At 53.3% G+C, this 12,325-nt stretch carries 13 protein-coding genes; 7 read left to right on the top strand and 6 right to left on the bottom strand.

What is annotated here, in order from left to right; all coding sequences use genetic code 11:
* The 4 genes from B4V04_RS17685 to B4V04_RS17670 are packed head-to-tail and all read right to left on the bottom strand — an operon-like array spanning window position 1 to window position 2,583.
* Window positions 1-861, bottom strand: coding sequence for a DUF8168 family protein (locus B4V04_RS17685; protein WP_498232973.1), 861 nt, complete (start codon window positions 859-861; stop codon window positions 1-3).
* Complete coding sequence (locus B4V04_RS17680) at window positions 858-1,142, bottom strand: hypothetical protein (RefSeq protein ID WP_498232972.1); 285 nt, start codon at window positions 1,140-1,142, stop codon at window positions 858-860. The genes B4V04_RS17685 and B4V04_RS17680 overlap by 4 nt, the downstream gene beginning before the upstream one ends.
* Window positions 1,139-2,083 (bottom strand): hypothetical protein, encoded by a 945-nt coding sequence (locus tag B4V04_RS17675; RefSeq protein ID WP_498232971.1) that lies wholly within the window; start codon window positions 2,081-2,083, stop codon window positions 1,139-1,141. The genes B4V04_RS17680 and B4V04_RS17675 overlap by 4 nt, the downstream gene beginning before the upstream one ends.
* A complete protein-coding gene (locus B4V04_RS17670; RefSeq protein WP_498232970.1) occupies window positions 2,083-2,583 on the bottom strand; it encodes a DUF8112 family protein in 501 nt (166 codons plus the stop codon). Before B4V04_RS17670 ends, B4V04_RS17675 begins: the two co-directional genes overlap by 1 nt.
* Window positions 2,584-2,786: 203 nt before the next feature.
* On the opposite strand from B4V04_RS17670, the gene B4V04_RS17665 reads away from it, so the two are divergent.
* The 6 genes from B4V04_RS17665 to B4V04_RS17640 all read left to right on the top strand — a co-directional run bounded on the left by B4V04_RS17665 (window position 2,787) and on the right by B4V04_RS17640 (window position 8,197).
* Window positions 2,787-2,999: a MarR family transcriptional regulator gene (locus B4V04_RS17665; protein WP_498232969.1), complete on the top strand. Its 213-nt coding sequence runs from the start codon at window positions 2,787-2,789 to the stop codon at window positions 2,997-2,999.
* 706 nt (window positions 3,000-3,705) lie between these two features.
* On the top strand, window positions 3,706-5,118 hold the full coding sequence (locus tag B4V04_RS17660; RefSeq protein ID WP_498232968.1) for a DEAD/DEAH box helicase family protein: 1,413 nt from the start codon (window positions 3,706-3,708) through the stop codon (window positions 5,116-5,118).
* Window positions 5,119-5,168: 50 nt separating this feature from the next.
* A complete protein-coding gene (locus tag B4V04_RS17655) occupies window positions 5,169-5,348 on the top strand; it encodes a hypothetical protein (protein WP_498232967.1) in 180 nt (59 codons plus the stop codon).
* A complete protein-coding gene (locus B4V04_RS17650; RefSeq protein WP_498232966.1) occupies window positions 5,348-7,378 on the top strand; it encodes an AAA family ATPase in 2,031 nt (676 codons plus the stop codon). Before B4V04_RS17655 ends, B4V04_RS17650 begins: the two co-directional genes overlap by 1 nt.
* A gap of 2 nt (window positions 7,379-7,380) precedes the next feature.
* On the top strand, window positions 7,381-7,842 hold the full coding sequence (locus B4V04_RS17645; RefSeq protein WP_498232965.1) for a DNA phosphorothioation-associated 4-like protein: 462 nt from the start codon (window positions 7,381-7,383) through the stop codon (window positions 7,840-7,842).
* A gap of 256 nt (window positions 7,843-8,098) precedes the next feature.
* Window positions 8,099-8,197: a winged helix-turn-helix transcriptional regulator gene (locus B4V04_RS17640; protein ID WP_498233373.1), complete on the top strand. Its 99-nt coding sequence runs from the start codon at window positions 8,099-8,101 to the stop codon at window positions 8,195-8,197.
* Between the two features lie 243 nt (window positions 8,198-8,440).
* On the opposite strand, the gene B4V04_RS17635 is transcribed toward B4V04_RS17640, so the two are convergent.
* The gene (locus B4V04_RS17635) at window positions 8,441-8,791 is read right to left on the bottom strand and encodes a hypothetical protein (protein WP_498232964.1); all 351 of its coding nucleotides are present in this window, start codon (window positions 8,789-8,791) and stop codon (window positions 8,441-8,443) included.
* Between the two features lie 155 nt (window positions 8,792-8,946).
* Between B4V04_RS17635 and B4V04_RS17630 the strand changes: the two genes are divergently transcribed.
* Entirely contained in the window at window positions 8,947-10,191 is a 1,245-nt protein-coding gene (locus B4V04_RS17630; RefSeq protein ID WP_498232963.1) for a hypothetical protein, read from the top strand.
* A gap of 40 nt (window positions 10,192-10,231) precedes the next feature.
* Here the strand turns inward: B4V04_RS17630 and B4V04_RS17625 are convergent, their stop codons facing one another.
* Window positions 10,232-12,253, bottom strand: coding sequence for a tRNA-guanine transglycosylase (locus B4V04_RS17625; protein WP_498232962.1), 2,022 nt, complete (start codon window positions 12,251-12,253; stop codon window positions 10,232-10,234).
* Window positions 12,254-12,325: the final 72 nt, after the last annotated feature.

Genomic DNA, 12,325 nt, shown 5'->3' with positions numbered 1-12,325 from the left:
TCACCTCCCCACCCCGCCACGCATCTCCACGGCCGCACCGCCCGCCACAACATCCTCCACGTATTGGAGTGCCGTCGAGAACGACCGGACTCGTCGTAGTTGCGCATCCACCACGCGCAGCCACTCCCGATCCAAATCCAGCGGCTGCGCCGCCAACCGCGACCACGCATCCGCAAACGACCGCGCCGGCCCAGCCCCCAGCGACGCCACCGCCCCATCAAGCGGCGGATCACCCGTCATGCGAACCGCTAACTCCGACGTCCACAACACCGTCCGGCACGGCACCACCACATCAGCCGACAACGCCGCCGCCACCCCATCATCACCGTTCGTCGGCGGGCCACGCTCTGGCCGCTCCGCCACGAGATAGAGATCATCGAACGCATACCCCGCGCGGTAAGTATCAAGCAACGCCGCTACCAGCAACGTGTGGTATTTGAGCGACGTGTACGGGACGTACACCGACTCGTTGAACCGCGCCGCCACATCACTCGTCAACCATTCAGCGTGCAGCTCCGCCGGATCAGAACACCCCGGCACCACCAACCCGCGCACCTCCGCCAACGACGCCGGCACCTCGTCGGGATCCGCGACCGTCGCCCCCGTCACTAGGGAGAGCCGCGCCGGCGACGCGTGATTCTCCACGGTTTGCTCCGGCTCCCCCGACGGGCGACTCAACACCGCCGCATCCCCATCCGCCCCGCACGGCACCGACTCATTCACCGCTACTCCACACACTATCGACTCACCAGCCTCGTGCTGCCGGCCTCTGAGCTTGTGTACGTCGTGCCGAAACGCCGCCACCAACGCATCCGACTCACCATCACCAGCAGGCTCCTGAGCGGACTCCGTCTCCGTCACGCCCCATCACCCTCCACACCCGACTCACTCTCATCGTCACCCGACGCGCGCTCATCACGACCCTCCCGCAGACTCGCAGGCGTCTCCTGCACCGGATCCGTCGCCGTCGACGGCTCCCGCACCTCATTCAACTCCCCATCCAACTCCGCACCGCCCTCGCCTTGCGCCTCCCAATCAACCGGGTCCTGCACCGGGTCCGTCGCTATCGTCGGCAGCCGCGGCTCATCGAGACCAACTTCTTCATCCTCACTGTCGCCCTGCTCGTCACTCGGACCCGTCACGACGTATCACCGCCCGGACCCGACGCGTCACCATCACGCCCCGCCACACGCGCCTGTAGCGCCGCCACGAACTCCTCGCGGACTGACTCCCGCCACACATCATCCTTCCACTGCATCCCCGACGTCGCATCCTGCGCACGATTGAACACCCGCCTGATCTCCGCGTCCGAGTACAGCGGGTTAATGACGCGCGCATCAACCATGCCCGCCCCGAAATTCCGCGCCCCACCGAGCTGCAGCTCGAACTCATCACTGTGCGCGTCAAGGTAATCGACCGCCTCCACGAGCAACCCAACGTACTCCGGTTTCAACTCTCGAAGTGAGAGTTTCCATGTGCCGACGAGGTTGCCGACGACGTCTCGGGAGGCCATTCTAAGTGGTTGCCCGTCATCCTCCGCGTTCCGCGACCGCACCTGCGTGTTCAACTGTCGGTAATGGGCTTCCGCTTCACCTTGGAGCACGTCCACTTGTCGGCGAATCGGCGAAAACCCGATCGGCCGGCGGACCAGGCGACCCGCCCGGTCGTTGAACCCCCCGAACAAATCGTACAGCATGCAGCCGGCGTCACCATCCACGCACGACCCCTTCTCATGGTAGCCAGCATCGAGATCGCGCTCGTACACATCCTCCAACATGTACTCCGCGTCCGCCGCACCCGGATGGCACGCTGTCCCGCCAGCCGCCTGTACGACGCGTTCACACCCGTGCCGCAGCCATCCTGAGAGCGGGAACGGCGACACCATCCCCCCAATCTGGTTCTGCGGATCATCCGCCTCGTACCGGTCAGCCGAGGCGTGGTGTCGATCCGTCACGATCCCATCGCCCGGTGCGAGCAGTGGGATTTCGAGCCCCACATACACGTCCGGGAGCATCAGTTCTTCCACATCATCCGGCAGCAAGAACTCGCAATCAAGGTGTTCGGTATCGAACGCCGGCACCATCACCGCTCACCCGCATCCGCCCGCATGTGCTCACGGACGGCCGTCAGCAACGGAATCGGGCCATCACGGCGCTCCGCAGCTTCAGTACTCTCAGTATCGGCGTCACGGGTCGATTCACCTACCGTGCGAGCCGAGCTCGACGACGCCACACTCACCACCACCGGCGACGGCTCAATCAGCACCAACCACGACGACTGCATCGACACATTCGTACAGAGACCGATCCGGCCAGTGACGACCAGTTCATGAACACCACGCGTAAACACCGACGGATGTTCGTGTTCGTGTTCGTCCGCCCCGCACATCATGTACCCAACCTCAAAAATCGGGTTGCCAGCCGCCCGGAAGGCATACGCCGTTAGGTCGTCGCCTTCTCCGAGGTCGCTGCCGCACATCTGACACATCGCGGCCCCTTCCCCGAGCGCATGAAATTCAACATGGTTTATCGCTTCAATTAATTGATCGACGTTCTCTTGACCGCTGAAATCTTTCTTTATCATGGGTTCTTACTTTCCGTGTGGGAACCCGGTCCGCGTGTTGGCGCACGCGGGCATTCTAACCTAACCGACTACCCCGTGGGACCGAGTGTTCAATCTGTCCTAACACTCCTATTCACTTATACTTAACGGGTAGTAAAGGTTATTAGTATTTACGGATATGTATAATGAGAGATAAGAGGTACTAGAAAAGATATGACGTAAACATGCCCCTGAGAATAGACGAGAATACGGAGAAAGTGATTGACGAATTTGTATCTAAAGGCAATCTCACAACGGGTGCACTTGTGGATTTTACAGGCTTATCTCGACCGACTGTAACAAAGAGGCTAGATAGACTTCATGCTGCGGAGTTTATTGAATATGTCCATGAACCAACAGCACTCTGGCAACTCACTGAAGATCCTAGATCCCATTGAACCTTCTCTCAAACTCACTCGTTTTCTCCGTGAAGGAGAGTAATCTCGAGCCTGAACATTCGTAGATCGGTCTGCCTCACTGTTCATCCTAAGCTGAACACCACTACTTGTGATTTGTAGCTGAGCGGCCTGAATCTTGAGTTTGCGTTAGGACTTTAGAGACTTGATCACTGTCACCGGTCAACTGCTGACAACCGCATTAATACTATCCTACAGAAGAGCGATATTTCTAATATCTAAAGTGAATGTTAATACTCTCGTCTACATGAATTGAACTATGAATGAATCACGAACAGAACAAGCGACTGTACCAGGTAATTGGGACCACTCGGTAGAGAACCTCAATAAGCGAGTTAAGGAGTTCTACAAGCCTTGGGAACCGGGAGAAGAGAAATGGTTTCGCTGCCAGCGCAGCGCAGATGATGGCACGGTATGTGGCCGGAAGTGCTTCTTTCCGCACGGCGTTGTATCGCACGAAAACCACCACAGTATAAACTCTGGCAACGGGCCTCTTATCAGCCAAAGTCAGTCTGATGACTCAACATCAGAAGAACCCAAAATAACTAATCATAATGCCTCGAAGGTGGAGGGTGGAATACTTGAATCGATAGAGTCTGAGTTCGATGGCTGAAATATGTGAACTGATAACGCCGACACAATACGTATATTCGCACACGGATTAGATGTGGTTATTCGGACAATAGCGATGGCAGATCTACAACCACCGGACTGGATTGAAGCACGCCCGTATCAGCAGGATGCCGTTCGTAGCTGGTTGAACGCAGACGGTCGCGGAATTCTGCATATGGCGACCGGAACCGGAAAAACGATCACTGCGCTGCTGGCTGCCTCTCACGTGGCACGGTCCCTTGATGAGAACCTCGCTCTCGTCGTTGCAGTTCCGTATCAACATCTCGTGGACCAGTGGTCAAAAGACTTGATCGATTTCGGAGCAGATCCGATCCTTGGATATCAATCACGACGGAACTGGCAGCCTCGACTCGAACGAGAACTTCTCGAATTCAACAACGGCGTCCGCGACACCTGCGTCGTAGTCACTACCCATCGAACGCTCTCGATGGAATCCGCGCGTCGGACACTCAGTCGCGCTACGGGACGGATGATGCTCATCGCCGATGAAGTCCATCATCTTGGTGCGAACCACACGCAAAACGCGCTCATGGATAATTTCTCACTTCGACTGGGGCTTTCGGCGACCCCGGAGAGATGGTACGATGAAGAAGGAACTGAAAAACTGACATCGTATTTCGGCGGAACCGTCTTCGATTACGGGCTTGAGAAAGCGATTGAGTCCGGAGCGCTCTGTGAGTACTACTATATTCCTCATATCGTGGAGTTACAGGACGACGAGATGGAGGAGTACATGCAGCTGACTAAGAAGATCGGACGGCTCTTCGCTCAACAGAAAACAGGAGGAGACTTCGAACTAGGAGATAACCAGTCCCTTCAGACCGCCCTATTCAAACGCGCTCGACTGATCGGCACCGCCCGAGAGAAGCTAGATCTACTCGTTGACCTGTTCAAGCGGGGATCGGATCCAAGTCACTCCTTGGTCTACTGTAGTGATGGTTCCACTGGATTTGACGGCGAGGGAGAGCGTCACGTCGACGCCACGACGAGGCGACTCCGAGACGAATGCGGCCTGACTGTCGAACGCTTTACCGCACGCGAGGATCAGGCCGAACGCGAGCGATTGCTCTCTGCGTTCGAAGCGGGTGACATCCCCGTACTAACATCTATACGGTGCCTCGATGAGGGAGTCGACGTCCCCGCAACCCGGACGGCGTACCTCCTCGCCAGCACGTCGAATCCTCGGCAGTACGTTCAGCGACGCGGACGAATATTGCGACAACATAAGGACAAGAAGTTCGCCGTCATCCACGATTTCATTACGATACCCGATACGAGTCGTCACCCTGAGGTGCTATCCGACGATCAGTACGATGCCGAGCGTACGCTCATCCGGAAAGAACTCGAACGAGTGACCACATTCGCCGAGTCGGCGAGAAACCATCCGGACGCAGATGTCGAGGGAGTTCCAACGACCGAACGGTCGCTACAGGAGGTAAAACGGCGGTATGATCTTCTTACCGCTTGACTGACCCCGGACGATTAACATATAAGTGAGAGGCGTCGCCAGTTCGTATAATGAGTGAACTCCCGGACGACCAGAGCGAAATCGACAAGAACGACCTTGAACTCGATCAGGCTACGCTTCGTAGGATCCGGGAACGGGTGCTGGAAGCCGAAAAAGAAAAAATACACCTTGATAATCCACGCGGTGTTGTCAACGACATCGAAGACATCGTTAGAGAAGAGATCAACTGATGGAGTTGGTACAACTAGATCTGGAGAACTTCCGTCAGTTCAAGGATGACACTGTCGAGTTCTCTCAGGGATCCGACAAGGGAGTCACGGTCATCCACGGATCGAATGGATCTGGAAAAACGACGCTCCTAAACGCGTTCACATGGCTGTTCTACGAAGAAGTTGATTTCGACACACGTCCTGATCGCCTCGTCAACGAAGGAGAGATTGCGGGTTCCTCTGTTGGCGACCAATTAACCGTCTCCGTTCGGCTCAAGTTCGAACACGAGAACACGGAGTACGTCGCACAACGTCAGGCAGTCTACGAAAAGCGCTCAGCGACAGACTTCGACGGGGAGTTGGTCGATATGGATCTGAGCGTCAAATATCTGGATGGAGGTTCGTGGTCTGAGCGCGGCAATCCGGGGAACACGCTGGATCAAATCATCCCGGAGCGTCTGAGTAGCCTGTTCTTTTTCGACGGTGAGGACATCGAGGAACTGGCGGGTATCGATAATCAGGGGCGGATTCAGGAATCGATACAAAACATAATGGGTCTGACAATCCTCGAACGGGCGACGCGCCATTCGAAGGCTGTCGCGGGAAGGTTCGAGGACGAAGTCGAAGAGAACGCCAGCGAAGAGCTGTCTAATCTTATCGAAAAGAAGCGAGACATCGAAGCCCAAATCGATGACTTGGAGCGGAAACATCAGGACACCGAGCGTGCACGGGACCGACTCGCACAGGAGATCAGAGATATTGAACAGAAAATGGAACGGCTTGACGAAAGTGCAGCACTACAAGAACGCCGGTCTGAATATCAAGAGGATAGGGATAAAATTGAGGCACAGGTCGAAAATCTCAACGAAGATATAAGAGACGAAATTCAGGAAAAGGGGTTCGTTCCGCTGGGCATGCCGCTCATACAAGAGACGGCAGAAAAGCTCGACGAGATGCGCGAAGACGGGGTTATCCCGTCTGAGCTAAACGATTCGTATATCGACTCTCTCCTCGAAGCCGAACGGTGTATCTGCGGCCGGTCGCTGGAACCGGGAACCGAACATCACCGCCAAATAAAGGCACTGAAGGGCGATAGCGTGGCCGAGGGAGTCGAACAGAGTGCACTCAGAATAATCAGTCACCTCAATCAGTTCTCCGACATGCGGTCGTCGTTCTTTGAGAATGTCGACGAGATTATCGAGAAAAGAAAGCGTCTCCACGACGATATCGATGATCTCAACGAAAAGATCGATCAGGTGAGTTCCGAGTTACAGGACATGGACCAGACCACGGAGTCTGGTGAATCGATCAAAGAGCTCGAAGCGAAACGGGAAACCAAGGAGAAGGAGAAGGAGGAGCTAAACGTCGAAATCGGCCAGATCGAACAGCAAATTGAGGACAAAGAGAACGAAATCGATGAGCTCGAAGACGAGATCGATGATCAGCGCGATGAACGGGAGGAAGCCATGCTTGCGAAACGACGGCAGAGGGCAGCCGAACTCGTCGAAGAAGAGCTCGATCAGGCCTTCAAGAACCTCAAGGACAAGGTCCGCAAGCTCTCGAACAAGAAGATCAGAGAGACTTTCGGATCGATTGCGAGCAAGGAGTTGACCGCAGAGATAACGAAAGACTTCGAGTTGAAAATTTGGCAACGTATCGGCGGAGAACGCGTCGAGGTGGACAAATCGACCGGCGAACGGCAAATTGCCAGTCTGGCGTTTATCGGCAGTCTGGTCGCTATCGCTCGACAGCGGTATGAGGCGGATTCCGACTCCGATTATTTCACCGGCGGTATCTATCCGTTAGTGATGGACTCGCCGTTCGGTGCGCTGGACATGGAACATCGAAGGGAAGTGAGTCGAGTGATTCCGGAACTCGCAAATCAGGTGGTCGTCTTCGCAACCGACTCACAGTGGAAGGGCCCCGTCGAGGAGGAAATGTCGCCGAGGGTCGGCAGACAGTACTGGCTCGACTTCGATGACGGAGACGGCGATGACGACCACCCGCAGACCACTATCAGAACGGAGCGGGCAGCGGTCGGAGGTGACTAACGATGGGAAAGACGGTCAACTACAAGAAATCGGATCTATACGACAAGGTGGTCGATGAGTACGAGATCTTTGACTACGGCTACGAGTTCATGGCCTTTCTCGCGGTTATGGGTTACCGAGAAGGAAAGCCGGAGCGAGAAGACTACAGAGGAGACGGTGAAATCGGTCTTGAGAACCTGCTGAACAGAGAAATATATCGCATAATTATGGCGAGCCTCGCGTTTCAAGACACCGGCGATCCCGAGGCCCTCGTTGATGTCGATCGCCAAGAGAGAATCCTCGTACAGTACTCCGCAGGAGGACTGAATATCGCTGAGGAGGAGTTCGGCCAAACTGCGGGGGATCCGACGGACGCGATGGTCAATTATATCAGAAATCACCAAGACACGGAGACGTACCAAGGGACGTTAGGTAAAATTGTCTCAGCGTTCGACGATCAGATGATGGGTATGGAGCAGGACTAAGTCCCGGTATAGGTCGTAGCACAACCTAACACTACAGAGCGATATCGATAGAGATACGCCACGATACTATTGATTAGTCTACAATTAGGTCCTATATGAGTGATGATGAATTTGACGCAGACGAGGCTTTGCAAGAAATAGATTCCCTACTCGAAGAGATCTCGGTAGAAGCGTCATCAGAAGATGAGCACACACTTCAGACCGATTCTCAAACTACGCGACGAATGATTCACCGGCTAATTCGACTGCCGAACGCATTCTAGATATTCTACTTGCTGACGCACGGTTGACAATATGTGAGCTTGCTGACCGAGTCGGTGTATCGGAACGGACTGTGCGAAAATATATTAATTAATTAGAAGGAAAAATATTATTGTCGGATACTCTGTAGATATTGATACTGGAGAACTCAAAAATAAAACTATCTCCTTAGTACGGATAGAGATAGATTGCACGACTGTTGAAGACGTGACAGAAGCGCTTACTGCTATGGAGGAAGTTTATTTTCTATAGAGATGTCGTTGGTCATAGCCGTCTGCGGTCTCGAAAAGCGCTATAACATTGACCTGACAGCGTTATCGGATTCAAAATAGGCGGATCAAAATAGATCTTCACTGCTTAAGTCTGCTTGGTCGAGAGTTGCATTACCTGCTTGAAGGCTCACTCTGAATCCGGTTCCTTCACCATCTGGCTCGACGGTGATTGTGTAGAATCCGTCGTCGATCGTGATCATAGCGCCAAGTGTTCCACGAGTAGCCTCTACAGAAATCACTTCAGAAGCAGGAGCGAGAGAATAGGTTGGTACCACTGCTTCTTCTCCTGTTAAATAAAAAATCACTCTTGCATCGTCAATACCTCCGGTTTCAGAGGTAATCATATCTAGGATACAGCCACGCCCGTGCTGTGAATGGGTCACTTCCACTCCTTCCGAAAATTCGTGTTGATCCATAGTCACTCTATATTAATATTCATCTGAATGTTATACTTGTAGGAAGACGCGCTTCGACACGGACAACTGACGAAAATGTCATATAAATACCTCTTGCGTATATGATGTAAAATCTGGCAATAGATGTATTATTGTTGGAACAGTCTCCCTTGTATATGGGAACACTGTCAATGACTGAGCCCGAAGTGCTAGCAACAACAAAAGAGCAATTATTTACCAGACATGAGACTGGCTCAGGATACACCGTTGTCGACACTCAGTTCTCGACCGACCAGTGGTTGAATGATGTTCCAATCCCACAGGAAGTAACCGAAACCCTAGCGCCATTCAATCACGTACGTGTGGGTTCAGGGTATCCTGATCTTGTTGGCGCTGGTTCAATTGAAGGTGACTCCTTTCGTGGTCACCACGGAGATATAGATTCTCCACCTCTAACCGTCGTTGAAGCGAAGGGATATGGATCGACTGGGCAGGTTGACACAGAGACGGGGATTGTTCAAGCTCATGACCGGCTACAGGAGGCGAACCTCGGGTTTTTAGCTGCTCCTCGCAGCTCTATTTCGCCAGAAACCCGAGCTCTTGGTCGAGAATTAAATATCGGTGTTCTCGGAGTAACAGAAGATCAATCGGTAGACGTACTTGAGAAACCGCGAGTAGTTGGCACACAGGTCGGTCGAGAAGCATCGACGATACGTTTCCAAGCCGGTCCACAGCGCGTTGCTGGCCAGTCGTTCCATCTCAACCGCCCAAAGAACTATCTTGGGTATCCGTTCTGTGTCTACCATACGGAACCGACTAGGGACGTTCTCGAAGAATACGTGGTGAGAGATTTCAAAAGTGCCAGAGACGGTGCTGCATTCCTCGGGCTGATAGAGAAGCAACCGGATGGGTCTGATGTTCTATCCCCTTTGGGTGAGGAACTGCTTCGATTCGGATTACAAAAACACGAGCAATCATTGAAATCTGTGTTAGAAGAGTTCAAATCATGGAAAGGAGAGCAGACGAGACTCACCCAGCTAGCACCTGACTGGGCGTTAATTGCCCGACGGGTAGTGTTCTCTTTTCCCGCAACACAGATGCTCGTAAAACATATTCAAGAGCTTCAGAACAACGATCAGCCACCGATTCTGCCTACCGTAGTGGAGTATCTGTTTGACACCTCGCCTACGTTTGCGGTCGAATTCTTCATTCGAGATACAGAAGAGGCACGGTCTGCAGTACTGACCGGCGATGGTGACTTGATTACAGCCTCACTGTTAGAATCCCAGGTATATCGTTCGGTGGTCGCGTATCAATTTAAACAGATGCTGTACCATTCTGGCATCCTTGCGGAGTCCGGATCTGATTCGAGTAATCTTGAACCACAGGAGAGCAACTGGCGATTAGAACAACCGATCTGAGGTCTGAGAGCCTCGAAGCGATCAATAACGGGCTCAGCGACTACTGGGGCGGTGTAGATGAGAGCACGTCATCTAGGTGCTCAGATAGCTCTTCAAGATTAGTTGTTCTGAAGTGTTCAGTGAGTGCGCGCATTTTCGGGTCTTTTGGGAGGACAACACCATCTCCGTACTCTGAGAACGCTTGCTCTATTACGGTACGGTAGGTTTTGCTGGTGGCGTAGCCAACGATGGCATCGAACTGTGAGCCGTATTCTTCGAGGTAGGAGACCAAACGGTTCACGACGAGTTGTTGGCGCTGTTTCTCAGCGTTTGTCAGCACGTACTCGTATGATTTGATCTGCGAGAGGCTTTCGTACTGTTCGGGTACAGGGCCGTACATGCCAGAGACAGTCACTTTGTGGATCTGATCGTTCCACTCAGCGGTTGCGTCTGCCACGACGCGGTGTGTTCGGGAATTAGAATACGGCTTGGTTTGGCTACACGGGATAACGAGAAGTACGCACTCATCGCCGACACGGTAGTCCTTCCGCTGAAGAATGTTGAAATCCTCCGGTGTGTGCTCAAGTGAAATCTCTTGGTCATCGACCGGAATATCCAAATCAAGCCGTTCCTGCTCTGCATCGCTTTGATCGGCGGTGAGTCGATTGTAGCCGCGTTCACGGAGCTGCTGTGCCAATTCACGGTCTCGGACTGTTGCCCGTTTTAATGCCCGCTTGATGTTCCCGACATCGTTGCGAGCCATCTTGGCAACGTATTCAAGCAACTCCCCGTCACCGTCGTTGATCAGCTCCCGCACGTGATTCATTTCGTCTTGGTAGACACAGAAGTTATGATAGCTCATTAGTGCGTAAAAATCGCTCTTCATGTACTCACCGTCTCGATCATACGACTTGCTGTCGTACATTGTGCCCTGCAGCTGCTCGAAACCTATCCGTCGTAGCTGCTCGCATGCAGGACATTGACAGCCCCAGCCCTCGGGAATCTGATCCGCAGTGAACTTTGACCAGTCCGCTGCCCAACGTGCGTCGGCTGTCCGGTCAACGTCAACACCAAAATCACCCAAGTCGTGTGTCGAAGCGTTTGGATTCCGGACGAGCTCCTCATCTGAAACCCCAATCTCTCGATTGATGAACTTCTTGAACTGTGCTGCTTGCATGTAGCTTGACGAGTCAAATGAATCCGCACCAAGAAGTGCTAGGAGTGCCGTGAATTTTCCACTAATCCCGAATAGGTGAAGCCCGAGATCTTCTTCCCGGTCGTCAGGAATCGCATCTTTCGCGCCTTGCACGATGTCAACCAGCATTTCGACGTTCGTCCGTAGCGGGACGAGTGACCCGATTGCAAATCCTTCAAATGACTTGTCAATATGCGTCGCACGGTCAAGGAACGTCCCGACGTACCAATTGATAGTTTCGTAGTCGTGACCGTGAATAGCGATATATACCGCAGGGGGGTCTGGTTGGTCCTCTAAGAGTTCGAGACAGCGAATGGCGCTGTCGATACTGTCCTCCATTCGTTTGGTCGTCTCCTCATCGTTCAGGTTCGGTGGAATCGGATAGTCTAGGGTAGCGATGATGTCAGCGCCATAATCGAGCTGTAAATCTAGAATACTCTCTGGATTCGTGTAGATTGCCCAGTCATTATCATCGCCCCCCTCCGTTGGCGGGTCGCCGAAGGTATCGGAGTTCAGGAGTTTGAATCCGCCTGAGTCTACAAATAACGGCTTAGTGAAACTCTCCGGCTGTGAGTGATACGGCTTGACTGGGTCGTGATCAGTGAAGTGGTCGTGGATCGGTTTTGAACGCCAGTTCCCAAGCGACTCGGGAGTGATGTTGAAATCCAAGAAACTCATCGCTTGGAACATCGCGCCTTGAAATTCGGGTTCTCCGAAGAGATGATTCCGCAATCGACTCCAAATTCCGCCGGACTTCTCGTTGGGTCCACCGATGAAATTGACTACGGGGAAGAACGCTGGTGTCTGGACGTCGCCGTGTGGTGTGTGGATCGTACCGCGGCGTGCGTTGCCAGCATCGTCAGTCGTGTCGGTCTCAAACGATGCCATTCTCTACACGTCATTGACGAGGGGATGTGATAAGTTCGGTCGTTCCGCGATGAGACGGTCTCAATCGGATCT

The organism is Halorubrum sp. B52 (assembly GCF_059752555.1).
The sequence above is the reverse complement of the archived record's forward strand: the minus strand, read 5'-3'. Positions and strand labels throughout refer to the sequence as shown.

Coding starts and splice junctions, on each gene's coding strand:
- B4V04_RS17675 (WP_498232971.1), bottom strand. CDS start 2,083: ATGGTGCCGGCGTTCGATACCGAACACCTTGATTGCGAGTTCTTGCTG.
- B4V04_RS17670 (WP_498232970.1), bottom strand. CDS start 2,583: ATGATAAAGAAAGATTTCAGCGGTCAAGAGAACGTCGATCAATTAATT.
- B4V04_RS17665 (WP_498232969.1), top strand. CDS start 2,787: ATGCCCCTGAGAATAGACGAGAATACGGAGAAAGTGATTGACGAATTT.
- B4V04_RS17660 (WP_498232968.1), top strand. CDS start 3,706: ATGGCAGATCTACAACCACCGGACTGGATTGAAGCACGCCCGTATCAG.
- B4V04_RS17655 (WP_498232967.1), top strand. CDS start 5,169: ATGAGTGAACTCCCGGACGACCAGAGCGAAATCGACAAGAACGACCTT.
- B4V04_RS17650 (WP_498232966.1), top strand. CDS start 5,348: ATGGAGTTGGTACAACTAGATCTGGAGAACTTCCGTCAGTTCAAGGAT.
- B4V04_RS17645 (WP_498232965.1), top strand. CDS start 7,381: ATGGGAAAGACGGTCAACTACAAGAAATCGGATCTATACGACAAGGTG.
- B4V04_RS17635 (WP_498232964.1), bottom strand. CDS start 8,791: ATGGATCAACACGAATTTTCGGAAGGAGTGGAAGTGACCCATTCACAG.
- B4V04_RS17630 (WP_498232963.1), top strand. CDS start 8,947: ATGGGAACACTGTCAATGACTGAGCCCGAAGTGCTAGCAACAACAAAA.
- B4V04_RS17625 (WP_498232962.1), bottom strand. CDS start 12,253: ATGGCATCGTTTGAGACCGACACGACTGACGATGCTGGCAACGCACGC.